At 66.1% G+C, this 21,178-nt stretch carries 24 protein-coding genes; 10 read left to right on the top strand and 14 right to left on the bottom strand.

The features are described 5' to 3' along the window. Positions 1 to 251: 251 nt before the first annotated feature. The 3 genes from C4S71_RS21405 to C4S71_RS21395 form a co-directional block, all read right to left on the bottom strand. The gene (locus C4S71_RS21405; protein WP_086508651.1) at positions 252 to 1,622 is read right to left on the bottom strand and encodes a TRAP transporter large permease; all 1,371 of its coding nucleotides are present in this window, start codon (positions 1,620 to 1,622) and stop codon (positions 252 to 254) included. A 21-nt stretch (positions 1,623 to 1,643) separates the two neighbouring features. Beyond that, positions 1,644 to 2,240, bottom strand: coding sequence for a TRAP transporter small permease subunit (locus tag C4S71_RS21400; RefSeq protein ID WP_086508650.1), 597 nt, complete (start codon positions 2,238 to 2,240; stop codon positions 1,644 to 1,646). 78 nt (positions 2,241 to 2,318) lie between these two features. After that, positions 2,319 to 3,422, bottom strand: coding sequence for a TRAP transporter substrate-binding protein (locus C4S71_RS21395; protein WP_200825344.1), 1,104 nt, complete (start codon positions 3,420 to 3,422; stop codon positions 2,319 to 2,321). Between the two features lie 364 nt (positions 3,423 to 3,786). Between C4S71_RS21395 and C4S71_RS21390 the strand changes: the two genes are divergently transcribed. Both C4S71_RS21390 and C4S71_RS21385 read left to right on the top strand, forming a co-directional pair. After that, positions 3,787 to 5,838 carry a tRNA(Met) cytidine acetyltransferase TmcA gene (locus tag C4S71_RS21390; protein WP_235014772.1) on the top strand — a complete coding sequence of 684 codons (2,052 nt, stop codon included), beginning with the start codon at positions 3,787 to 3,789 and terminating at the stop codon, positions 5,836 to 5,838. Between the two features lie 63 nt (positions 5,839 to 5,901). Continuing rightward, positions 5,902 to 7,380, top strand: a complete 1,479-nt coding sequence (locus C4S71_RS21385; RefSeq protein WP_103970499.1) for an aminoacyl-histidine dipeptidase — start codon at positions 5,902 to 5,904, stop codon at positions 7,378 to 7,380. Between the two features lie 112 nt (positions 7,381 to 7,492). Here C4S71_RS21385 and C4S71_RS21380 read toward each other — a convergent pair whose 3' ends face one another. The 3 genes from C4S71_RS21380 to C4S71_RS21370 form a co-directional block, all read right to left on the bottom strand. Continuing rightward, positions 7,493 to 8,056: a type 1 glutamine amidotransferase domain-containing protein gene (locus C4S71_RS21380; RefSeq protein WP_086508647.1), complete on the bottom strand. Its 564-nt coding sequence runs from the start codon at positions 8,054 to 8,056 to the stop codon at positions 7,493 to 7,495. A gap of 166 nt (positions 8,057 to 8,222) precedes the next feature. Continuing rightward, positions 8,223 to 8,543, bottom strand: a complete 321-nt coding sequence (locus C4S71_RS22415; RefSeq protein ID WP_146064641.1) for a hypothetical protein — start codon at positions 8,541 to 8,543, stop codon at positions 8,223 to 8,225. A gap of 168 nt (positions 8,544 to 8,711) precedes the next feature. Next, complete coding sequence (locus C4S71_RS21370; RefSeq protein WP_103970497.1) at positions 8,712 to 9,185, bottom strand: Dps family protein; 474 nt, start codon at positions 9,183 to 9,185, stop codon at positions 8,712 to 8,714. Between the two features lie 267 nt (positions 9,186 to 9,452). Here C4S71_RS21370 and C4S71_RS21365 point away from each other — a divergent pair, with 267 nt between their 5' ends. From C4S71_RS21365 to C4S71_RS21350, 4 genes are read left to right on the top strand one after another with little or no spacing between them, the layout of a single operon-like run. Beyond that, on the top strand, positions 9,453 to 9,998 hold the full coding sequence (locus C4S71_RS21365) for a hypothetical protein (RefSeq protein WP_103970496.1): 546 nt from the start codon (positions 9,453 to 9,455) through the stop codon (positions 9,996 to 9,998). Continuing rightward, on the top strand, positions 9,998 to 10,357 hold the full coding sequence (locus C4S71_RS21360; protein ID WP_103970495.1) for a hypothetical protein: 360 nt from the start codon (positions 9,998 to 10,000) through the stop codon (positions 10,355 to 10,357). The genes C4S71_RS21365 and C4S71_RS21360 overlap by 1 nt, the downstream gene beginning before the upstream one ends. Positions 10,358 to 10,394: 37 nt before the next feature. Beyond that, the gene (locus C4S71_RS21355; protein WP_176342767.1) at positions 10,395 to 11,069 is read left to right on the top strand and encodes a DUF1007 family protein; all 675 of its coding nucleotides are present in this window, start codon (positions 10,395 to 10,397) and stop codon (positions 11,067 to 11,069) included. Next, positions 11,060 to 12,136 (top strand): nickel/cobalt transporter, encoded by a 1,077-nt coding sequence (locus C4S71_RS21350; RefSeq protein WP_103970494.1) that lies wholly within the window; start codon positions 11,060 to 11,062, stop codon positions 12,134 to 12,136. Before C4S71_RS21355 ends, C4S71_RS21350 begins: the two co-directional genes overlap by 10 nt. A 6-nt stretch (positions 12,137 to 12,142) precedes the next feature. Here the strand turns inward: C4S71_RS21350 and C4S71_RS21345 are convergent, their stop codons facing one another. Then, entirely contained in the window at positions 12,143 to 12,568 is a 426-nt protein-coding gene (locus C4S71_RS21345) for an HIT domain-containing protein (protein WP_086508637.1), read from the bottom strand. Positions 12,569 to 12,701: 133 nt separating this feature from the next. Between C4S71_RS21345 and C4S71_RS21340 the strand changes: the two genes are divergently transcribed. The 3 genes from C4S71_RS21340 (at position 12,702) to C4S71_RS21330 (ending at position 13,509) form a co-directional block, all read left to right on the top strand. Then, entirely contained in the window at positions 12,702 to 12,839 is a 138-nt protein-coding gene (locus C4S71_RS21340; protein ID WP_010627462.1) for an entericidin A/B family lipoprotein, read from the top strand. A 97-nt stretch (positions 12,840 to 12,936) separates the two neighbouring features. After that, complete coding sequence (locus C4S71_RS21335; protein WP_010627463.1) at positions 12,937 to 13,068, top strand: entericidin A/B family lipoprotein; 132 nt, start codon at positions 12,937 to 12,939, stop codon at positions 13,066 to 13,068. A gap of 168 nt (positions 13,069 to 13,236) precedes the next feature. After that, positions 13,237 to 13,509 carry an I78 family peptidase inhibitor gene (locus C4S71_RS21330; protein WP_103970493.1) on the top strand — a complete coding sequence of 91 codons (273 nt, stop codon included), beginning with the start codon at positions 13,237 to 13,239 and terminating at the stop codon, positions 13,507 to 13,509. Positions 13,510 to 13,524: 15 nt separating this feature from the next. Here C4S71_RS21330 and C4S71_RS21325 read toward each other — a convergent pair whose 3' ends face one another. The 4 genes from C4S71_RS21325 to C4S71_RS21310 all read right to left on the bottom strand — a co-directional run bounded on the left by C4S71_RS21325 (position 13,525) and on the right by C4S71_RS21310 (position 17,300). Then, positions 13,525 to 14,043 carry an acyl-CoA thioesterase gene (locus C4S71_RS21325; protein WP_103970509.1) on the bottom strand — a complete coding sequence of 173 codons (519 nt, stop codon included), beginning with the start codon at positions 14,041 to 14,043 and terminating at the stop codon, positions 13,525 to 13,527. 5 nt (positions 14,044 to 14,048) lie between these two features. Then, positions 14,049 to 14,441 carry a DUF1622 domain-containing protein gene (locus tag C4S71_RS21320; RefSeq protein ID WP_086508635.1) on the bottom strand — a complete coding sequence of 131 codons (393 nt, stop codon included), beginning with the start codon at positions 14,439 to 14,441 and terminating at the stop codon, positions 14,049 to 14,051. 73 nt (positions 14,442 to 14,514) lie between these two features. Continuing rightward, positions 14,515 to 15,825 (bottom strand): short-chain fatty acid transporter, encoded by a 1,311-nt coding sequence (locus C4S71_RS21315; protein ID WP_086508634.1) that lies wholly within the window; start codon positions 15,823 to 15,825, stop codon positions 14,515 to 14,517. A gap of 89 nt (positions 15,826 to 15,914) precedes the next feature. Next, positions 15,915 to 17,300, bottom strand: coding sequence for an MATE family efflux transporter (locus tag C4S71_RS21310; RefSeq protein WP_103970492.1), 1,386 nt, complete (start codon positions 17,298 to 17,300; stop codon positions 15,915 to 15,917). Positions 17,301 to 17,475: 175 nt separating this feature from the next. Between C4S71_RS21310 and C4S71_RS21305 the strand changes: the two genes are divergently transcribed. Then, positions 17,476 to 17,796, top strand: a complete 321-nt coding sequence (locus C4S71_RS21305; protein WP_103970491.1) for a hypothetical protein — start codon at positions 17,476 to 17,478, stop codon at positions 17,794 to 17,796. A gap of 25 nt (positions 17,797 to 17,821) precedes the next feature. On the opposite strand, the gene C4S71_RS21300 is transcribed toward C4S71_RS21305, so the two are convergent. From C4S71_RS21300 to C4S71_RS21290, 3 genes are all read right to left on the bottom strand, one after another. Beyond that, positions 17,822 to 18,070, bottom strand: a complete 249-nt coding sequence (locus C4S71_RS21300; RefSeq protein ID WP_103970490.1) for a YfhL family 4Fe-4S dicluster ferredoxin — start codon at positions 18,068 to 18,070, stop codon at positions 17,822 to 17,824. A gap of 77 nt (positions 18,071 to 18,147) precedes the next feature. Next, positions 18,148 to 18,627 carry a pantetheine-phosphate adenylyltransferase gene (coaD, locus tag C4S71_RS21295; protein WP_086508630.1) on the bottom strand — a complete coding sequence of 160 codons (480 nt, stop codon included), beginning with the start codon at positions 18,625 to 18,627 and terminating at the stop codon, positions 18,148 to 18,150. 84 nt (positions 18,628 to 18,711) lie between these two features. Continuing rightward, the gene (locus tag C4S71_RS21290; protein ID WP_103970508.1) at positions 18,712 to 20,589 is read right to left on the bottom strand and encodes a beta-ketoacyl synthase; all 1,878 of its coding nucleotides are present in this window, start codon (positions 20,587 to 20,589) and stop codon (positions 18,712 to 18,714) included. Positions 20,590 to 21,178: the final 589 nt, after the last annotated feature.

The raw sequence follows: 21,178 nt of genomic DNA, 5'->3' as shown, positions 1-21,178 counted from the left end.
GCTAGCACGCTGTCATGACCGGAATCGATAGCTGGCTACGCTCAGGCGTCGGACACGGTGGGGCCGAGCCGCGCATCGGTTATGTTTAATTAAGAAAGTGGAAAAAGCGGATCTATATGAATTGAAAGGTAAAATAATTGCCTGGCGGCGAATTGGGGGCGAAGGGAGAGGAGTGGGAGAATAGACCAAAGTCTATCCATAAAGCGCAGAAGGCGACGGCGCCCGGTGGGGCGCCGTCGCCGTCGCTGTCGTCAGCGTCCGCTGTAGACCTGAGCAGGCAGCCAGGTAGCCAGCGGCTCGTAGAAGAACACCAGGAACAATCCCAGCATCTGCAGGGCCACGAAGGGGGCGACCCCCTTGTAGATGTCGAGCGTCGTGATGCCCGGCGGGCAGACGCCCTTGATGTAGAACAGCGCGAAGCCCACCGGTGGCGTCAGGAACGAGGTCTGCAGGCAGATGGCGAAGAGGATGGCGAACCACACCGGATCGACCCCCAGACTGAACACCACCGGGGCGACGAGCGGCAGGATGATCAGCGTGATCTCCACCCAGTCGAGGAAGAAGCCGAGCAGGAACACCACCAGCATGATGGTCAGTACCACGCCGGCCGGACCGAAGGGCAGCCCGGTAATGGCGTTGCGAATCACGTCGTCGCCGCCCAGCCCGCGCAGCACCACGGCGAAGACGGTGGCGCCGACGAAGATGCCGAAGATGAAGGCAGTGGTGCGGGTGGTCTGATAGAGCGCCTTGGACACCACGTCGAAGTTCAGGCGGCGATTGAACAGGGCCAGCAGCACGGCGCCCAGCGCGCCCACTGCGGAAGCTTCGGTGGTGGTGGCAAAGCCGGTGAAGATCGAGCCGAGCACCGCCACGATCAGCGCCAGAGGCGGCAGCACGGCAATCAATACCTCGAGCAGGGCGCGGGCATTGAGCGGCTGGCGATTCTCCGGAGCCGGCGCCAGGTCCTTCTTGATATAGGCGGCGATCACGATATAGGCGATGTACATCACCCCCAGCATGATGCCGGGAATCAGTGCGCCCATGAACAGGCGGCCCACCGAGGCTTCCGAGGTGCCCAGGCGGTCGGCCATCAGCACCAGCATGATGCTGGGCGGCACCAGGATGCCCAGGGTGCCCACCGAGCAGGCGGTGCCCACCGCCAGCGACTTGTTGTACTTCGCTTGCAGCATGGGGCCGATGGAGAGCATGCCGAGCAGCACCACCGAGGCGCCGACGATGCCGGTGGAAGCGGCCAGCAGCACGCCGACGATGACCACGGTCACGGCGTAGCCGCCGCGCAGCCCGCCCAGTACGCGTACCAGGGAGTTCATCAGCCGCTCGGCGATGCCGGAGCGGTCGAGCATGATGCCCATGAAGATGAACAGCGGCAGGGCCACCATCAGCTCGTTGGCGATGATGCCATAGAGGCGCCGGTCGAGAACGCCGATGGTGCCGCCCCAGGAGAACCACAGATCGGCCCCCATGTGCTCGACCAGCACATGGCCGATGACGGCAAACAGAAAACCGATGCCGGCCAATGCCCAGGCCACCGGGAAGCCGATCAGCAGCAGCCCCATGAAGCCGGCGAACATGCCGATGACGAGAATTTCTTCGAGACCCATGATCTTCCTCGCAAAGGCACGTTAGCGGTGGTCCACCGGGCGCCGCATTGGCAGCTGCCGGGGGAAGCCGAAGAGATAGGTACAGCAGCGCAGCGCTCGCGACGACAAGGCGATGGCGATCAGCGCCATGCCGATCGGCAGGGTACTCTTGATGATGAAGCGGTAGGGCAGGCCGCTGGGCGCCTGGGAGCGTTCGCCGCGGGCGAAGGAGCGCTGGGCGTACTCGGTGAGCCCGTCGACCATGAAGTAGAGCACCGGCAGCACCAGCAGCACGATACACAGCAGCTCGACCCAGGCCTGGAAGCGCAGCGAGAACTTGTCACGCAGCACGTCCACGCGTACGTGGTCGTCGGTGACCACGGCGTAAGCCAGGGTCAGGATCATCGTCGCGCCGAAGAAGTGCCACGAGAGCTCTTCCAGGGCGATGGAGCCGCGACCCAGGATGAAACGGCTGAACACATTGGTGAGCACTACGGCGAGCGTGACGAGCCATAGCCAGGAAAGCAGCTTGCCGAGAACGGCAATGGCCGTGTCGATCACATGGCTGATACGGTTGGTAGGTAGCTCCGGGCGCAGCGGGGTGTCGTCCGGGGGAGCGTCGGGAAGCGGTGTAGACATCGTGCAGCCTCTTGCATGTTGCCGCTAGCCGGGAGGCCGGGTGCCGGTGGCAATGCCACCGGCACCCGGCGCTTGCCGTCAGTTGGAGTTGGGCGAATAGTAGGAGCGCGGCAGGTAGCCTTTGGCGTGCCAGTTGCCATGGACCTGCATCCATTCACGCTGGCTCTCCAGGACGCGGGCGAAGAGCTCGTCGTTGCTGGCCATCTCATCCAGCACGCCCATGGTGACGCTTTCCAGCTCGGCCAGGATCTCCGGCGACAGGGTCTGGGCGTTCACGCCCTCGGCTTCGAAGCCGGCCAGCGCCTGGGGGTTCTCCCACTCGCTCTCGGAGAAGCCGAACAGCGTGGCGGAGCGGCAGCCGGTCTCGATCTGGGCGCGGCTCAGGTCGGAAAGGTCGTCCCAGGTCTCCTTGTTCACCAGCAGGTGCGAGGTGGTGTAGGTCTGGTGCCAGCCCGGCATGATGTAGTTCTGCACGATCTCCTGCATGCCCAGGATGCGGTCTACGGCCGGTGCCGAGAACTCCAGGGCGTCGATGGTGCCGCGCTCCATGGCCTGGTAGAGCTCGCCGCCGGGCAGCATGGTGACCGAGGCGCCGAGCTGCTCCATGACGCGTCCGCCGATACCGGCGAAGCGGATGCGCAGGCCGTCGATCTGGTCGAGGGATTCCAGCGGCTCGGCGAACCAGCCGGCGGCTTCCGGCCCGATCACGCCGCACAGCAGCGCCTTGACCCCATAAGGCTCGTACACTTCCTGCAGCAGATCGTTGCCGTCGCCGAAGTAGTGCCAGGCCATGAAGGCGGGCGGCTCCATGCCGAAGGGTGGGCCGGAGAGCAGCGGCAGTACTGGAATGCTGCCCTGGTCGTAGCCGATCCAGGTGTAGCCGGCCGGATAGCGGCCTTCCGAAACGGCGTCGAGGATCTCGAACGGCGGGATCAGCTCGCCCGGCTCGTAGTAGCGCAGGTTGATGTTGCCGCCGGAGATCGCTTCCAGCGTTTCGGACAGATGAACGACCGGCGTACTCAGGCCCACCAGGTGTGAAGGAAAGGCGATGGGCACCTGCCAGCGCACGCGCTCCTGGGCGTTGGCGGTGCCGGCCATGGCGGCACCCGCGAGTATCACGGCGGCGGCAGTGCCGGCCAGCTTGAAGCGTGTGGACACCTTGGGGCCAGTTGAGGCTTGCATAGACGCGACTCCACTTGTTGTGACGGGTATTGTTCTGGGAAAGGCCTATTCCAGCGCTGAATTAGCCATGCAACTCAAAGGGAAAGCAATAATGGAAAATTGGTCAGACCAAACGGCGTGTGCGGGATCTTGCTGAGGCGAAGTATGTTTCGGCAGGTAACTTATAGTGTTTTGTTGTGATCTTCCGGAAAAATTGTGCTTTTTCTATAGATCCTGTGCTTATCTTTAGCGTGCTTAGGCTTTTCGGTGTGTTTGGAAGTGCGACCAATTGTTAATGCAAAGAGGCGTGCGGGGAGAGTGTGCGGTGAGGGTCGGAGCGATGTGCGAGCGAGAGGCGAGAGCAATATTTAATTGGTCTGACCAAATGGCTGCGTGCGGATGGCGCGGCCTGGTGTGGTCGACCTCGCCGGCCGACACGGCGCGGCAGCAAGCGCTTGCCGTGTGGCAGGCACGCACCTGGCAGCGCCCCTGTTGGGTATCGTCGACGCCGCCCGAAAAGGCGGGACAGACATGGCTGCCGCCGGCCAAGGCCCGCACGCGGCTGGGCGGCGAGCACGACCTGATCGTCTTCGATGCCGCCAGCGAGGCGGGCTTCGATGCGGACGCGTTCGGTGCCCTCAGCGGCACCCTGCGGGCAGGCGGCTTGCTGTTGCTGTTGCTGCCACCGGCCGTTGGTGACCGGGCGGCCAGCCACTACCTGGCCCGCCTGCGCGAACGGCTGGCGCAGGCAAAGGATGCCGTGTTCTGGACACCCGGCGAGCCGCTGCGGTTGCCCGAACTGGCGGCGGACGGGCCTCGGCCGCTACCTGACAGCGGCGATCCCGATTGCCTCACCCGCGACCAGCGCCAGGCGGTGGAACGCCTGGTCGGCCTCAGGCGGCGCCGACCGCTGGTGATCACCGCCGACCGGGGCCGCGGCAAGAGTGCCGCGCTGGGTATCGCCTGCGCCCGCCTGCTGAACGAGGGACAGGAGAAGATCTGGGTGACGGCGCCGCGCCTGGTGGCAGTCGAGGCGCTGTTCGAGCGTCTGGTGGCGCTGCGTCCGCAAGGTCAGCGCCACGGTGGGCGCTTCGACGACGAAGGCGGCGGGTGCGTTGAGTTCGTCGCTCCCGACGAGCTGAGCGCCCGGGTCGAGCGCGGCGAGGCGGGCGGCCAGGGAAGCTGGCTGCTGGTGGACGAGGCTGCGGCCATTCCCGCCGCCCTGCTCGGGCAATGGCTCGAAGCGTTTCCGCGCATCGCCTTTGCCACCACCGTGCACGGTTACGAGGGCTCCGGGCGCGGTTTCGCCCTGCGCTTTCGCGCGCGACTCGAGCGCCAGACGCCGGACTGGCGCGAATGCCATCTCGCCGCGCCGATACGCTGGGCCGAAGGCGACCCGCTCGAACGTCTGGTCGACGATCTGCTGCTGCTCGATGCCGAGCCGCCGGGGGTGACCTCGAAGCCGCTGCAGGAGCGGGACTGGCAGCCCGAGGCGCTGGCCGGCGACGAGCCCGCGTTGCGCCAGATCTTCGGTCTGCTGGTGCAGGCCCACTACCGCACCTCGCCGGCCGATCTTCAGCGGCTGCTCGATGCGCCGGAGCTCAGGGTCCGGACACTGACGGACGGCTCCCATACCCAGGCGGTGGCGGTGTGCGCCGACGAGGGGGGCTTCGCCCCCGAGCTGGCGGACAAGGTGGCGCGCGGCGAGCGACGGCTGCCGGGGCATCTGCTGGCCCAGTCGCTGGCCGCCCATGCCGGCTGCCGTGAAGCGCTCACGGCCCGCCTGCGCCGCGTGCAGCGTATTTCGGTGCATCCCCAGCGGCGCCGTGAGGGGCTGGGGGCGCGGCTGCTGGCAGGTGAGCGCGAGGCGGCACGGGAGGCCGGCGTCGACCTGCTGGGCGCCAGTTTCGGCGCCGAGCCAGGGCTGCTCGCCTTCTGGCGCTCCCAGGGCTTTCGCACGGTACGACTGGGGCTGTCGCGGGAAACCTCGACGGGAGAACATGCGGTCATGGTGGTGGCACCGCTCACTGCCATGGGGCAATCGCTGTGTGCAACGCTGACGCGGCGCTTCCATGCCCTGCTGCCCGTTCTGCTCGCCTTCGAGCTGGCCGGGCTGGAGCCGGAGGTCGCCCTGGCGCTGCTGGCGGAAGGGGAGCGAGCGGAGCTCGATGAGGCCGCGTGGCGCGACCTGGACGATGTGGCCCACGGCCACCGCGAGCCGGCGCTGGCGCGTCTCGCCCTGCAACGGCTGATATGCCGTGCGGCAGTGGTGGGGCGGCAAGATCCCGAGCTGGCATGGCTCGCTGCCTGGGCCTTTCAAGGGCGCGATATCGCCTGGCTGGCCGCCCGGGCCGGAGTCGAGGGGCGGCGACAGGTCATGGCGCGGATGCGCAATTTGGTGGCCACGCTGCTGGCCGGCGAGTCGCGCGCAGGCTAAGCGGGCTTTTCCCGGCGTTGCCGGCCCGGTAAGGTAGGCCGGTTACCATCATGCAGATCCAACATGAACGAACATCTCGCGCAACTCTCGCCACAGCCGCTGTGGTGCCATTTTCGCACGCTGTGCAATACGCCTCGCCCGTCAGGACACGAGGCCGAACTGGTGGCGATCCTCGAGCGTTGGGCAGAGCAGCATGGGCTCGCCCACGACCGCGACGACTTCGGCAACCTGCGCTTGAGCAAGCCCGCCACGCCGGGCCATGAGGGCGCGCCAGGAGTCATCCTGCAGGGCCATCTCGACATGGTGGCCCAGGCCAACGCCGACCATCCCCACGACTTCACCCGCGACCCGATCGAGACCTACGTGGACGACGGCTGGCTGCGCGCCCGTCATACCACGCTGGGCGCCGACAACGGCCTGGGGGTGGCGGCGGCGCTGGCGATCCTGGAAGACGACACCCTGGTCCACGGCCCGCTGGAGGCGCTGTTCACCCTCGAGGAGGAGAGCTCCATGGGTGGTGCCCTGCAACTGGGGGAAAACTGGCTGCAGGGCAGCGTGCTGCTCAATCTCGACTCCGAGGATCGCGGCGAGGTCTTCATCGGCTGCGCCGGTGGCGCCGACATCGTGGTGGAGGCCCAGCTGCCCACCGCCAAGTCGGGAGTCGACGAGGTGGTCCTCGAGCTCGCCCTGACCGGGCTGGTGGGCGGTCACTCCGGCATCGACATCCATCGCGGGCGCGGCAATGCCAACCGCCTGCTGGTGCGTGTGCTCAGGGCGCTGGAAGCCTACGACATCCGCTTGGTCAGCTATCGTGGCGGTACGCTGCGCAATGCCATCCCGCGTGAAGCCTTCGCCACCGTGGTGCTGCCGGCTGACGAGGTCGCCGCCGCCGAGAACCGGGTGCAGGCGCTCGAACAGCAACTGCGTGCCGAGCTGGCCGGCGTCGACGAGGGGCTGTCCCTGGCCGCGGCGCGCGTGGCGGAAAGACCCGCCCAGGCGCTCAACGCCCATGCCAGCAGCATGCTGCTGGCGGCGCTCAATGCGGCGCCCTACGGGGTGGAACGCATGAGCAGCGCAGTGCCCGGCGTGGTGGAAACATCGAACAATCTGGGCGTGGTGAGCCTCGACGAAGGGCGCTTCCATCTCTGCGCCCTGGTGCGCTCGCTGCGTGACAGTGCGGTGGAGGATCTGGCCGATCGTTTCCGCGGCCTGTTCGATCTGATCGGGGCTCGCACGCGGGTGGAGAACGCCTACCCCGGCTGGACGCCTGCCCCCGACAGCGCCCTGCTGGCGCGCTTCGAGCGTCTGCACCGGCAGCTGGTGGGGCGCGAGCCGGCGGTCAAGGTGATCCATGCCGGGCTCGAGTGCGGCATCCTGGCCGGCAAGTATCCCAACCTCGAGATGATCTCCTTCGGACCCTCGATTCGCGGCGCCCACTCGCCCGACGAGCGGGTGGAGCTGGACTCCGTGGTGGAGTTCTGGGACCTGCTGCGGGCGCTGATCGAGGATCTGGCCACCGCGCCAGCCGCCGACAGGGCTTGAACGCGAGGGCTTGAAAGAGAGGTCTTGAAAGAGAGGGCTTGAAAGAGAGGGCTTGCAAGAGAAAGCTTGAAACGACCCGGCGCCGCGCCGATGGGCGGCGCCGGAAAGCGCCTCAGGCATGCTGGCGGCTGTGCTTGCCCTCGGCGATCTCCTCGACCAGCTTGCTGCAGAAGGCCTCGAGGTCGTCGGGTTTGCGGCTGGTCACCAGCCCGCTGTCGACTACCACTTCCTGGTCGACCCACTCGGCGCCAGCGTTACGCAGGTCCATCTCCACCGAAGGGTAGGAGGTCATGCGGCGGCCCTTGGCCACGCCGGCGTTGATCAATACCCAGGGGCCGTGACAGATGGCGCCCACCGGTTTGTGCTGCTCGAAGAAGCGCCGTGTGAACGCCAGCGCCTGCTCGTTCTGACGCAGGGCGTCGGGATTGAACAGGCCGCCGGGAAGCTCCAGGGCGTCGTAGTCGCCGGCATCGACCTGTTCGAGCTTGCGGTCGACGTCGTAGGAAGGTCCCCAGTCGGTGCCGGCCCAGGCACGAATGCTGTCCTTGTCCGGCGCGATGACGTGCACCGTAGCCCCTTCGCGCTCGAGCGCGGCCTTGGGCTCGGTGAGCTCCGACTCCTCGAACCCGTCGGTGGCCAGGATGGCGACGGTCTTGCCTTTCAGCTTCTCGCTCATTCGCTATCTCCTTGCTCCTTGTACGACGACATGGGGCATCACTGCCCCTTATCACCATAAAACGGCAAGGGCCGAAGGCAAGGGAAGTGGGGTATCGGACCGTGACTCGATGTAGTGGCGTGTGAGGCCGCTCCCGGCAAATCGGCCAGGCCCGCCTGGACAGTCGTCAGTGGTTGACCTGGATGCGAACCACGGGATAGCCCCCCACGGTGACCAGCGGGACATCGGTGTGGCCTCGGTAGTGATGATCGTATCGAGGAGGAGCGTAATAGTGATGCTCCACTACGCGATGGGCGGGGCGGGAGTGGCGGTGGGCGCGATGATGACGCCGATGCTTCGGTGGTTTGCCACGATGGTCGCGCACGTAGTAGTGGTGATGATGAATCTGGGCGCCATGAGCGGCATATCGGCCATGGTCGGCACTTGCCGACATGGAGAAGGGCAGCGACAAGGCGGCTACCAGTGCGGTGAATAATAGACGTTTCATGGGGGTTCTCCTCAAGTGCCAACGACACGTTCCGGTCACCCCTTCTTTTCCCTCACTACATTATAGCGGTGGAAAGGGAGCATAGTGAACACTGTTCGACTATGCTCGCCGTTCCTGAACAGCCGTGTATTGCGCTGCGACCTCACGGTGCTGCCGATCAGCAGGCTCTCAGCCCAGATAGGCGTTGAGCATCCAGACGGTCTTCTCCTGCTCGCGGATGTAGTCGCCGGCCTGAGCGGCAGTGCCCTCGTCGTCGGCATCCGAGGCCAGCGCCAGCACCTCGCGCTGCAGCTCGATCAGGGTCTGATAGCCCTGGAGTACGCCGCGTACGCAGGCTTCGCCGTCGTGTACGTTCTTGTCCTCGCGGATCTGTGACATGGCCACGTAATCGCTGTAGGCGTGCACCGGCTTGTGTCCCAGGGTGAGGATGCGCTCGGCCACTTCGTCGACCTTGGTCAGCAGGTCGGTGTAGAACTCCTCGAACTTGGCATGCAGTTCGAAGAACTGCGGCCCCTTCACGTTCCAGTGGTAGCCGCGAACGTTCATGTAGAAGATCTGGTAGTTCGCCAGCAGGGCGTTGAGTTTCTCGGCGAGCTGACTGGCGCTGCTCTCGTGCAGACCGATGGCGTTGGTGTCACTCATGCGCGTTCTCCTTGTCGCGTAACGGGATTTCCTCAGAGTCTACGTGTCGATATGGCGTCGCTTAAGCAATATCTCAACATCGGCACGATAGCCGCTTTGCATGATGCGCGTGTGACGCCGGCGACGGTCAAGTGGGGGCGGCTCGTTGACGCAGTGACGACGCCTCGGGAACCCGAGCGGCCGTTGGCACTCTCAAGACGGCAGCAGCACCCTTGCATGGTGGGCTGTGCGGCGTAGACTGCGCCCTATGACGAAAGGAGACACCTCATGCGCCAGTGGTGGTGGATGATGCCCGGATTGGCCTTGCTGGTAGGCTGCCAGACGACACCGACGGTGCTGCCCACCGCAGAGCCGCAGCCGGCTGCGGAGTGCCGCTGGGAGGCCGATGGCCTCGAACCGCGTGAATGGGTGCGTCGGGCGCTCAACGCGCTGGAAGCGGACGGCTTCGTCGTGCGCGACACCGAGCCGGCGGTGGGGTTGGTCAGCGCCGACCGCACCAGGACGATACCCGGCTACGGCGATCGCTACGACACCTGGGAGCGCACCGGCTTCTTCGGTGGCGTGGGTATCGGCGCTGGGCGCGGGGTTTCCACCGGCATGATGATCGGCTTCGGTGGCGCCGGCGGCAGCATCGCCCAGGACGCCACCCAGCTCGAGCGCGTATCGGTGATCGCCGACCCCGGCGGGGTGCGGGTCAGCCGCGACATTCAGGTGATCGACTGGCGCGGCGAACTGCGCGAGACCCGCAGCGGTAGCGACGCGCCCTTCTGTCGTTCGCTTCGCCAGGCCATGACGGCTGGGGAGTCGCTGTGATGCGTCGCGCTGTCCTGGTGTCGCTGTTGGCCCTGCTGCTGGCGGGCTGTGCGACGGCCACGCCGGCTCCGGAACCGCGCGAGCTGGCGTTCGCCGCCGCGCCGGAGGCGGTGCTGCAGGAGGCCCTCGGTGTGCTGGCCGACGAGGGCTACGTGATTCGCCGTGCCGATGCCGAACGGGGCCGCGCAGAGGCGGCGCTGGCACGCTGGCCCGGTTATCGGGTCGACGTTACGGTGGTGCCGGAGGGGCAGGGGGCTCGTGCTTCGTTGAGCGCCACCCGCGGCGGCAGGCCGCTGCCGCCACATCTGCTCGACCCGCTGTTGGCCGAGCTTCAGCGCCGGCTGGGCTTGGCCCCTTGATCGACTTCATTGGTTCTCATGAGAGACACGTTGCGACATGAATCGCCTATATGAATTTTTCTCTGCCAGGGTGAAACGTGCCTGGCTCGCGGTGCTGCTGTTGGGCCTGCTGCCCGGCCTGGCGCTGGCCCACCCGCATGGCTGGATCGACATTCGCGTACGCCTGGTGGTCGACGATGAAGGGCGCCTGGAGGCGCTGCATCAGGCCTGGCGGATGGATCCCTTCTACAGTCTGGTGCTGCTGGAGGAGTTGAGTCGAACCGAGGGCGGCCTGGAAGCGGGGCTCGACCGCCTGGGCGGAGAGATCCGTGGTAACCTGGCACCGTTCGACTACTTCACCGAGATTCGCCTGGGCGAGGAGCGACTCGGCCTGGGTGACGTCTCCGAGTACACCGTGATGGAGCGTGGCGGTCGGGTCGAGTTCGTCTTCCTCCTGCCGCTGGAGAGTACCCAGCCACTGAACGGACAAACGCTGCAGTACAAGGTGTTCGATCCCACCTATTATCTCGAGGTGGTGCATGAGGCAGAGGGGGAGACGCCGCTCGACGACGCCTTGCTGGTGAGCGGCGGGCTGAACTGCAGCACCCAGATCGTTCCCGCCAATCCCGACCCCGAGCTGGTGATGCAGGCCGCCATGCTGGATGTCACCGACGAGGCGGAGCCCGGCTTGGGGCGTCACTTTGCCGAGACCGGAGTCGTCAAATGCGAGTAGAGGCAAGAGCGCACCCCCGTAACCGTACCCGTACCTGGCTTCTCGGGCTGGGCCTGCTGGCCGTGGCCCTGCTGGCGCTGAATTTCTTCGCTCAGGGCGGTCTGCAGTCGCTGAGTCTGCAGTTGGTGGCTTGGCAGCGCGACTTCCACCGCGCCCTGACCATGGCGATCACCAACTTTTCCGGCACACCTTCGGCGAGTGCCTGGGCGGCGCTGCTGGGGATCAGCTTCGCCTACGGGGTCTTCCATGCCGCCGGCCCGGGGCATGGCAAGGCGGTGCTGACCACTTACCTGCTCTCCCAGGGCGGTGCGGTGCGCCGGGCGCTGGGGCTCTCCTTTGCCGCCTCGATGCTGCAGGGAGTGGTGGCCATCAGCCTGGTGGTGGTGCTGGTGCATGGCCTGGGCTGGGTTACCCGACAGGCGATGGGCAGCGTGGTGTGGGTCGAGCAGGCCAGCTTTCTGATGGTGGCGCTGTTGGGGGCCTGGCTATGTTGGCGAGCGATTCGTCAGTTGCGTCGGACGTCGCCTGTAGCAGCAGGGCGCTCTGCCCATGAGCACGACCATTCGCACTCACATGGCCATGGGCACGACCACGACCACGCACATGACCATGCCAACTGCTGCGGCGGGCACCACCATGTCGATCCCCAGCAGGCCGCCGACTGGCGCACGGCGCTGGCTACGGTGGTCTCTATCGGCATCCGTCCCTGCAGCGGTGGGGTTCTGCTGCTGGGGGCCGCCAGCCTGCTGGGGCAGTTTGCCGTGGGCGTGGCGGCGGTCATGGTGATGGCGCTGGGCACGGCGCTGACCGTTTCCGCGCTGGCGTTGGCCAGCGTCTTCGCCCGGGGCTGGGCGGAAAAGCAACTGGCGAGGCAGAACGGCCTGCAGCGGGCCAGCCGCCTGCTTGGCTGGGTGGCCCTGGCGGGTGGGCTCGCCATCATGTCGTTGGGCATTTCGCTCTCGGCGACCGGCATCACCCAGCCGACTGCCGCGCCCATGCTGGGCGATCCGCCGGCCCGCAGCGCGCCGGCGCAGCCGCCGGCCGGGGGGCACCCCTTCGGCGGCTGAGCCGTCTTACAGGCGCGTTTTCAGGCCATCCAACTGGGCCAGCAGGCGATCGCGCATGCTGGCCAGTTCGTCCAGGTCGTAGGGCTGCGCCTCGCCCTGCCCCCAGACCGGCCCCGGCCAGGCAGCATCGGCCTGCCGGCGTGCCACCACGTGAACGTGCAACTGGGCGACCACGTTGCCCAGGTTGGCCACGTTGATCTTGTCGGCCCGGGTCATCGCCTTGAGCATGCGCCCCATTTCGCTGGCCTCATGCCACAGCTGGCGCTGGTCCGCCTCATCCAGATCGAATACCTCGCTCACCCCCTCGCGCCGCGGGATCAGGATCAGCCAGGGGAAGCGGGTATCGTCCATCAGCCTGAGCTGGCACAGCGGCAGCTCGGCAACCGGATAGCTGTCCCTGACCAGGCGTTCATCCAGCTCCACTGATGACATATCGACTCTCCCTCATGTTGGCGATAGCCCATCATGGCACAAGCGCGGGGGAGCGTCTGCCAGCCTTGGCGGGCGCTTCGCTGCGTTAGCGGCTAAAGTGAAATGGTCAGGCCTGACGAACAGGAGAACGACGATGAAACGGACGGTAGCGACTATGCTGGCGTTGCTGCTCGGGCTGTCACTGCTCAGTGGGTGCAACACCATGCGCGGCATGGGGGAAGACATCGAGGCTGGCGGCGAGGCGATTCAGCGGCAGTCGAATTCATATTAGCGTTTTTCAAAATGGCAACCGGCTGTTACGCTGACAAAGGCCATTGCTTCACGGCAAGGAATGGAATTCCCGAAGGTTATTTCAAGGAGATACGACCATGAAGAGAGCGATTGCCTTGGGCTTTGCCCTGCTGATGACAGCCGGTGCCCTGGCGGGGTGCAACACCATGGAAGGCGCGGGCCAGGACGTCGAGCGTGGCGGCCAGCACGTGCAGGACGCCGCCCAGTAAACCCCAGCGGTCCGGCTTGGCAGCATGCGGGCGACCTGGCAGTCTCCCCGTGTGCTGCCTGAATCAATACACCCTCCCCCTCCCTTTTAGTGAGATATTCGCATGGTTAGCCCATTGCGTTTTTGCCTGGCCTCTTTCAGCGCGTTATTGCTGGCAGGATGTGCGCCTATGTCCAATTCGAATCCATCTCAAACCCATGACCCTGCTCCCAAGCCGCCCGAGGTCAGCGAGGGAGAGGATGCCTGTGGCGCCCGGCACGTGCAGGACCGCGTCGGTCGGCGCTACGACGAAGCGCTGGGCGAGTCGATCCAGCACGAGAGCGGCGCCGCCACGCTGCGGGTGATCCGCCCGGGACACGCCTATACCATGGAGTTCCGGGGCGACCGCATCAACGTCCACATCGACGACAGCGACACCATCACCGATATCGGCTGCGGCTGATACGGGCGCGGTCGGTCATGCCTGGCCGTGCTCCGCCTGAGCGCGGCGCTCGGCCTCTTCGGCCTGCTTGCGCAATTTCTTGCGCAGGGCGGCCTTCTCGAAGCGCAGCTTCTGCAGCGGCGTTTCCAGCTTCAGCGGTGGTACCGGCGCCGGCTTGCCGTCGGCGTCTACCGCGACCATGGTCAGGTAGCAGCTATTGGTGTGGCGGATTACCTTGTCGCGGATGTTCTCGGCCACCACCTTGATGCCGATCTCCATCGACGAGCGGCCCACGTGGTTGACGCAGGCCAGGAAGGTGACCAGCTCGCCGACGTGGATCGGCTGCTTGAACAGCACCTGGTCGACCGAGAGCGTCACCACATAGTGGCCGGAGTAGCGGCTGGCACAGGCGTAGGCCACTTCGTCGAGCTTCTTGAGGATGGCGCCGCCGTGCACCTTGCCGCTGAAGTTGGCCATGTCGGGCGTCATCAGCACGGTCATGCTCAGCTCGTGCTGGCCGGGAAGAACCAGGGGAAGGCTGTCGGCGCCTGCCATGTGCATTACCTCTCTCGTTCGGGGCTATCGCGGCGACCGCCATCCGCCGCTCCCAGGTAGCGGCTGTCCTGCCACGGCCAGTGGCCCTCCACTTCCACATGCAGGGTAAAGGCGAGGAAGGCGCGGATAAGTACGATCACCCCAAGGGTGGCGACCTGCTGACCGGTATTGGCGATGATCACGGTCTTGATCACGTCGCCGGCAATCAGGAAATCCAGCCCCAGTATGAGCGCTCGGGCGATACCATGGCGATAGTGCATGAAGGCCCGCTGTTCGTGAAACATACGGTGATGCAGGAAGCGCCAGGAGGTAATGGCGAAACCGCCGACGATGATGGCGACTCCCAGCACCTCGATGAACAGCGCAATGGCATCGATGACTTCCAGGAAGGTATCCATAAGGCTCGCGGCATTGGGAAGTGGCAGCGGACCCGGGACAGGCCGGGTCCGCGCTACGCATTGTGCGCCTTGCTCAGAACCAGGTCAGGCCCACCGAGATAATCACCCCGGTGATCACCAGCTGAATCAGACAATAGCCCATGATGTCCTTGGCTTTCAGCCCGGCGATAGCGAGTACCGGCAGCGCCCAGAACGGTTGCAGCAGGTTGGTCCAGGCATCGCCCCAGGCCACGGCCATGGAGACACGGGCGACATCGACACCGAGCGCTTCGGCGGCCGGCAGCATGACCGGCGCCTGCACCGCCCACTGGCCGCCGCCGGAAGGCACGAACAGGTTGACGATGCCGGCGCTGATGAAGGACCAGAACGGCAGCGAGGTCTCGGTGGCGAACGAGATCAACCCCTGAGACATGGACTCCGCCAACCCCGACTGCACCATGATCGCCATGATGCCGGCATAGAAGGGGAACTGAATGACGATGCCAGCGCCGCCCTTGATTGCCTCGTTGAGGCTCTCCAGCAGGCTGCGCGGCGTGCGGTGTAGCACGATGGCCAGGGACAGGAACATGAAGTTGACGATGTTCAGGTTCAGCCCGCCGCCGCGGAACACGAAATGGTCGAGCAGGAAGATCACCCCGGGAATGCCGACCAGCCAGGCCAGGGTGACGCTGTTCTCGAGACGCTCGGCCGGACGGGTGACGCGCACCCGGGCGGCCGGGGCATCGTCGAGCAGTTTGGGGTCGACGTAGACGCTCTCCTTCTCATCGGGGAGCATGGCCCGGTTGACCAGGGGGATGGCGACGAACAGGCACACCACGATGGCCAGATTGAAGAAAGCGAAGATGGTCGAGCCGGTACCGATCACGCCGATCTGCTCGGCGGTGAAGTGGCCCTCGGTGGCGATGGTCAGCGGAATGGAGCCGGCCAGCCCGCCGTGCCACACCACGAAGCCGGAGTAGGCGCTGGCCACCAGCAGGCGATAGTCGACCCGCACCAGGCGGGCCAGCTCCTTGGCGAACAGCGCACCCACCACCAGGCCGAAGCCCCAGTTGATCCAGCTGGCCACCAGCGACACATAGGTCACCAGCAGGATGGCTCCGCCCGGCCCGTTGGCCAGCGCGGCGAGACGCTGCAGCAGCTTCTTGACCGGCGGCGAGCTGGCCAGCATGAAGCCGGTGACGAGGATCAGCAGCATCTGCATGGAGAAGGTCAGCAGGTTCCAGAAACCGTCGCCCCACATGCGCATCACGGCGAGCGGCGTCTGGCGTTCCACGCCGATGGCGGCCGCCGCAGCCACCACCGTCAGCAGCAGAACGAAGATGAAGGGATCCGGCAGATAGCGGTCGACCAGCCTGACGGCGGGTCTCGAGAGGAATCTGAGCATGGCAGCGTCGCTTCTTCTGGTTGTCGGGTATGCGTCTGAGAAAAATAGCGCAAACTCAGCAGCTTGCCCTAATTAAATGGCGGCTCGCCTCAACGGCCGATGGCGGCCGGTGGCGCCTCTTCATCGGGACGGTAGCACCACCGGGTGCGCCGATGGTGCCAATAGTAGCCGACCAGTACCGCCGATCGCACCACGGAGAAGGTGAGGAAGGCCAGCCACAGCGCGTGGTTCTCGTAGCCCGGTGGCGCCACTGCGCTCGCTAGCCACCATACCGGCAGATAGCTCGCCAGGGCGATGAAGATGCTGTTGCGCATCTCGCGAATTGCCGTGGCGCCGATGAAGACCCCGTCGAACAGATAGCTCCAAACCGCAATCAGCGGCATGGCCACCATCCACGGCAGATAGGTGCCGGCCGTGGCTCGCACCTCGGGCAGGCCGGTCAGCAGCGCGATGAGGTAGTGGCCGCCGAGGGCGAAGGCGAGTGCCGCGGTGCCGGCCGTCGCCAGCGAGAACCAGGCGGCGGCACGCACGGCATGGCCGAACTCGTCCCAGCGCCGGCGGCCCACGGTGCGTCCGATGGTGGCCTCGGCGGCATGGGCGAAGCCATCCAGGGCATAACTGGTGAGCATGATGAACTGCAGCAGCACGGCGTTGGCGGCCAGCACGGTGTCGCCCTGTACCGCGCCGCGGGAGGTGAAGAAGGCCATGGCGAACAGCAGGCCCAGGGTGCGTACGAAGAGATTGGCATTGACCTGGAACAGCTCGCCATAGGCGGCGAGCCGCAGCAGCCGTTCGCGCATGAAGCGACCTTCCAGCCGCTTCAGCTGACGCAGCACCAGCCAGATGCCGAAGATGAACGCGGTGTAGTCGGCGATCACCGTGGCCCAGGCCACGCCGTCGCTGGTCATGCCCAGCCCCACCACGAACAGCAGGTCCAGCGCGATGTTGACGCTGTTGGTGAGCATCAGGATCGCCAACGTCACCCGCGAGTTCTGCTGGCCCAGAAACCAGCCGAGTATGGCGTAGTTGGCCAGCACCGCCGGGGCCGAGAGGATACGGATCTGGGCATATTCGGCGGCGATGTTAGTGGCGATCTCACTGCCGTCGAGCAGCCACAGCCCCAGCGTTATCAGCGGCTGCGAGAACAGGATCAGCAGCGTTCCGATCCCCATGGCCAGTAGCAGCGACTGCCCCAGCAGGTTGCGCACTTCACTGTCGCTTTCGCGGCCCACCGCCTGGGAGGTCAGCCCGGTGGTGCCCATGCGCAGGAAGCCGAAGCCCCAGAACAGGAAGCTGAACAGGGTGGCACCCAGCGTGACGCCGGCCAGATAGCGCGAGTCCGGCAGGTGGCCGACCACGGCGGTATCCACCAGGCCCAGCAGCGGCACGGTGATGTTGGAGAGTATGATCGGCCACGCCAGCGTCCAGATTCGCCGCCGCGCCGTCGCGGGTGTTTCGCTATGCAGGGTCGCCACCGAACGCTTTCAAGAGAAACGAACCGAGCAGCATGGCCACAGAGGCGGCAGAACGCAACCGTGGTTGGCTACACTGGAGGCGGGCGTCGGCTGTAGTGACAATGACGTAGAATCCATCCGAGGCAGCGAGACGTACGGGCAAGTCGCACGGGGCAAAGGGGGAAAGATGATACGCATGACGAGAATCGTGACGGCACTGGCGGTGGCCTCTGCGCTGCTGCTTGGCAGCCTGCAGGTGCACGCCCAGCAGCAGCGTATGGAAGCGCGGCCCAGCGGAGCGGCGATGGTCGCCGATGCATTGATCGCGCGGCCGCTGCTGCTGGTGGCGACCCTCGGTGGAACGGCGCTGTTCGTGGTTTCGCTGCCGTTCTCGGCGATGGGCGGCAACGTCGACCAGGCGGCCGAGGCGCTGGTGAAGACGCCGGCCGAGGCGACCTTCCGCCGCTGCCTGGGCTGTACCTCGATCAACCCGCGCCCCGCGCAGACGGAGCGCTGAGCGGGACGCAGCGAGGCTCGGCGGGTCAGGCCGCGGTGATCAGACGGTACTTGGCCATCAGCTCGTCGCGGGTCTCGCGACGTTCGGGGTCGAGGGGAATGCAGTCGACCGGGCACACCTGCTGGCACTGCGGCTCGTCATAGTGGCCGACGCACTCGGTGCACAGGTTGGGGTTGATGACGTAGATCTCTTCCCCCGCCGAAATGGCATCGTTGGGGCATTCGGGTTCGCAGACGTCGCAGTTGATGCACTCGTCGGTGATCATCAGGGCCATGGGGCTACCTCGCGATCGGGCGGGCCGCATTCGGCCGCGCCCCGGTAAGGCGGCTCGGGTAAAGCCGAGTAATACGGTCAGGTATTGTAATGCTTGCGCAGTGCTTCGGCGACCCCGGGATGTACCAGCCGGGAGACATCGCCGCCCAGCTTGGCGATCTCGCGCACGATGGTCGAGGAGATGTAGGAGTTCTCCACCGCCGGCGTGAGAAACACGCTCTCCAGTTCCGGCGCCTGAGCCCGGTACATGTTGGCCAGCTGCAGCTCGTACTCGAAATCGGATACCGCGCGCAGGCCGCGCAGAATGATGTGCGCCTGCTGCTCGGCCATCATGTCGGTGAGCAGCCCCGAGAAGCCGATCACCTCGACGTTGTCGAGTCCGGCCGAAACCTCGCGGGCCAGGGCGATGCGCGTGTCCAGCTCGAGCGCCGGCTTCTTGCCGGGGCTGGCGGAGATGGCGACCACCACCTTGTCGAACAGCCGCGCAGCGCGCTCGATCAGGTCGTAGTGACCGTGGGTGATGGGGTCGAAGGTGCCGGGGTAGACCGCGATTTTCATGGCGCTCCGCTCACTTGCACAGCTAAGGGGGGCTCAGGGTAACCGCCGGCGGCCGAACCGACAATGTCGGCGGGCCGCGTCGAGTCACTCTTCCAGCTTGCCGAAGGGGTTGTCCACCGTAAGCGATACCGGGCGTGCGTAGCCGGGAATGACGATATGGGTGTCGCTTACCTCGAGTTCCGGCCCCTCCAGTACGCCCTCACCGAAGCGATAGCGTACTTCGAACTCGCCGCGATCGGCCGCGGCCAGATAGGCCTGGCTGGCCTCGCGCACCGCTTCGCGCCGCTGGCGCCAGGCCTCGACGGCGGCCTGGCCGTGGCGCTGCGCCAGCAGCCGCTCGGTCACCTCGGGCGAAAGCACGACCCCGGTGGCGTTGTTGCCGCCGAAGCCCTTGGCGTTGATGAAGGCGGCATCGGCCTTGAACCGCTGCGGTTCGCGGGAGAAACGCAGCCGCTCGGCGTAGACGTCGTCGGCCACTGCATCGAGGGTGGGAATGCCCGGCAGCAGGCCGTGGGCGAAGCTGCCGAGCGCGCTGGCCAGCTGGTCGCCGGCGGCGCTGCCCTGGGAGTGGCCGACGAAGGCCTTCACCGCCACCACCGGCCAGCTCTCGATTCCGTGGGCCTGGGCGACCAGATCGAAGACGTGAGACTCGGTCACGCGGTTCTTGGGCGTGCTGGTGCCGTGGGCGTGCAGGAAGGTGCGCTCGCGCAGGGCGGTATCGCCCAGCATGTCGCGGACCAGCGCGGTCGCCTTGCCCAGGGTGATGTAGTTGCCGATGCCCGGGGCGGAGATGGAGCGCTTCCAGCCGTCGGCATTGACGTAGACACCCGGCACGCTGCCGAGGATCTCGGCGCCCAGCTCCAGGGCCAGGGCATCGTCGAGCAGCAGGATGAACTGGCTGGCCTCGGCGATGGTGAAGCCGCAGTTGCGAGCGAAGGGGCGGCAGGCGCGCTGATAGTCGGCGTCGGTGAGCAGCTCCAGGGCGTCCAGCGCCTTGAGGCTCTCGTCGTCGGCCAGCGCGCCCATGGCGCGAAAGCCCTCGATGATCTCCGGCGTTACCGGTGCATCGGAGGTGCCCACCATGACGGCGCGACGCTGGCCGCTGCGAATGTCCTCCACCCCCAGGCGCAGGTTGTAGAGGAAGCTGGCGCAGGCGCCGAGCGCGGCACCGGTGCCGCCGACGCTGCCGAGCACGTAGGCGTTGAGGAAGTCGGCGGGCATCTGCCCGTAGCCCAGCGGCATCTGCTTGGAGGTGGCCCGGTTGCCCGAGACGAAGCTCTTGAGCAGCCCGCCCCAGCCTTCGTCGTCGAGCTGGCCGATGGAGTTGCCGGCATACACGGCGATGTCGTCGGGATCGAGGCGGTCGCGCAGCTCCTCCCACGCCAGGCCGCTGCTCGCCAGGCAGTCGCTGGCGGCAAAGATCGACATCGAAAGGCCACGCGGGTGGTGCACGCTGCGGTAGTAGCGGCTGGGGTCGAAGCCGCTGGGCAGCTGGCCGGCGGCTCGCACCTGGGCCGGCCGGGTTTCCGGCAGCAGCACGTCGAGCTCGCCGGGCGGCACCGTGACCTCAAGCGTGTGGCGGTCCAGTTCCCGCACCTGCCAGGTCGGCGGCAGTCGCTCGGGCAGCTGGCGGCGGCGGATGCTGAAGGTCAGCTCCGCACCCAGGCCCAGGCTGGCGCGGCGATTGGCCGGTAGCCCGTCGTCGTTGAAAAGGGGATTCTCGATGCGTCGGATCAGCGTATGGTCGAGCACCTGCGCGCGGCAGTTCTCGGCCAGGCGAGCGGCCTCGACGGGGGTTCCGGTGGCGTCGTACCAGGCGCCTTCCCGACAGACGCCGAATCCCATCATGGCGGCCAGGCCGAGCAGCAGCGCCTGCTGCTCGGCTTCGGGAAGGGCGTCGATCACGGTGCGACGAAACGCTTGATGGCCAGAGGTACGACCGGCGGCGTTGACGCCGCCCATGCCGACGATCACCGGTAAGTGAGACAAGCCGCTTTCCTCGTTGTGCTGTTCGTGCGAGTCGGTAATGTAAATATAGGATTGGCGATCATAGCACCCGCTTCGGGACGCCGTCATGGGCGTAGCGTGCAAGTTGCGGCCAGCAAAGATAAAACAAACGTTTGAACTGCAGCGGTAAACAGGGTATCCTGGCTCTGCTGTTTGAGTCATACGAGTGGGTATGTGGGCGCTTCCTTGTCGAGGCGCCTTTTTTTTGGTGCGCCAGGCATGGCGCGCAGCGCCCGACGGGCGCTGTTTCCGAGGGTGGTGCCTCGGAATGACTTGGGGGTGAAAGTCCCCTACGGACCCTGATAGCGGGAACCGTTAGCCGAACAGCAAGGGTGTCCGTCGCGAGACGGAATCTGAAGGAAGTTGGAGGCAAACTCCCGGCCCGACGAACAGAAATCGCATACGAGGCTGTCGCCACCTGGGCGAGAGGGCCAAGAAACTCGAAGCCCAATAGCTATCCGGAAGGGGCGGCAGTAGATGCGGCGGGTGTATGGGAGGAAGGTCGCGCGTCTTACCCTGGGAGGTCTGATGGTCTGCCACAGTG

Source organism: Billgrantia desiderata, assembly GCF_900108215.1.
In the GTDB taxonomy this organism is placed as follows: Bacteria; Pseudomonadota; Gammaproteobacteria; order Pseudomonadales; family Halomonadaceae; genus Halomonas; species Halomonas desiderata.
The sequence above is the reverse complement of the archived record's forward strand: the minus strand, read 5'-3'. Positions and strand labels throughout refer to the sequence as shown.

Coding starts and splice junctions, on each gene's coding strand:
- C4S71_RS22415 (WP_146064641.1), bottom strand. CDS start 8,543: ATGAAACGTCTATTATTCACCGCACTGGTAGCCGCCTTGTCGCTGCCC.
- C4S71_RS21320 (WP_086508635.1), bottom strand. CDS start 14,441: ATGGATACCTTCCTGGAAGTCATCGATGCCATTGCGCTGTTCATCGAG.
- C4S71_RS21335 (WP_010627463.1), top strand. CDS start 12,937: ATGAAGAGAGCGATTGCCTTGGGCTTTGCCCTGCTGATGACAGCCGGT.
- C4S71_RS21345 (WP_086508637.1), bottom strand. CDS start 12,568: ATGTCATCAGTGGAGCTGGATGAACGCCTGGTCAGGGACAGCTATCCG.
- C4S71_RS21380 (WP_086508647.1), bottom strand. CDS start 8,056: ATGAGCGAGAAGCTGAAAGGCAAGACCGTCGCCATCCTGGCCACCGAC.
- C4S71_RS21390 (WP_235014772.1), top strand. CDS start 3,787: ATGGCTGCGTGCGGATGGCGCGGCCTGGTGTGGTCGACCTCGCCGGCC.
- C4S71_RS21300 (WP_103970490.1), bottom strand. CDS start 18,070: ATGGCCCTGATGATCACCGACGAGTGCATCAACTGCGACGTCTGCGAA.
- C4S71_RS21395 (WP_200825344.1), bottom strand. CDS start 3,422: ATGCAAGCCTCAACTGGCCCCAAGGTGTCCACACGCTTCAAGCTGGCC.
- coaD (WP_086508630.1), bottom strand. CDS start 18,627: ATGAAAATCGCGGTCTACCCCGGCACCTTCGACCCCATCACCCACGGT.
- C4S71_RS21305 (WP_103970491.1), top strand. CDS start 17,476: ATGACGAGAATCGTGACGGCACTGGCGGTGGCCTCTGCGCTGCTGCTT.
- C4S71_RS21370 (WP_103970497.1), bottom strand. CDS start 9,185: ATGAGTGACACCAACGCCATCGGTCTGCACGAGAGCAGCGCCAGTCAG.
- C4S71_RS21400 (WP_086508650.1), bottom strand. CDS start 2,240: ATGTCTACACCGCTTCCCGACGCTCCCCCGGACGACACCCCGCTGCGC.
- C4S71_RS21340 (WP_010627462.1), top strand. CDS start 12,702: ATGAAACGGACGGTAGCGACTATGCTGGCGTTGCTGCTCGGGCTGTCA.
- C4S71_RS21330 (WP_103970493.1), top strand. CDS start 13,237: ATGTCCAATTCGAATCCATCTCAAACCCATGACCCTGCTCCCAAGCCG.
- C4S71_RS21365 (WP_103970496.1), top strand. CDS start 9,453: ATGCGCCAGTGGTGGTGGATGATGCCCGGATTGGCCTTGCTGGTAGGC.
- C4S71_RS21325 (WP_103970509.1), bottom strand. CDS start 14,043: ATGGCAGGCGCCGACAGCCTTCCCCTGGTTCTTCCCGGCCAGCACGAG.
- C4S71_RS21360 (WP_103970495.1), top strand. CDS start 9,998: ATGCGTCGCGCTGTCCTGGTGTCGCTGTTGGCCCTGCTGCTGGCGGGC.
- C4S71_RS21350 (WP_103970494.1), top strand. CDS start 11,060: ATGCGAGTAGAGGCAAGAGCGCACCCCCGTAACCGTACCCGTACCTGG.
- C4S71_RS21405 (WP_086508651.1), bottom strand. CDS start 1,622: ATGGGTCTCGAAGAAATTCTCGTCATCGGCATGTTCGCCGGCTTCATG.
- C4S71_RS21315 (WP_086508634.1), bottom strand. CDS start 15,825: ATGCTCAGATTCCTCTCGAGACCCGCCGTCAGGCTGGTCGACCGCTAT.
- C4S71_RS21290 (WP_103970508.1), bottom strand. CDS start 20,589: ATGGGCGGCGTCAACGCCGCCGGTCGTACCTCTGGCCATCAAGCGTTT.
- C4S71_RS21355 (WP_176342767.1), top strand. CDS start 10,395: ATGAATCGCCTATATGAATTTTTCTCTGCCAGGGTGAAACGTGCCTGG.
- C4S71_RS21385 (WP_103970499.1), top strand. CDS start 5,902: ATGAACGAACATCTCGCGCAACTCTCGCCACAGCCGCTGTGGTGCCAT.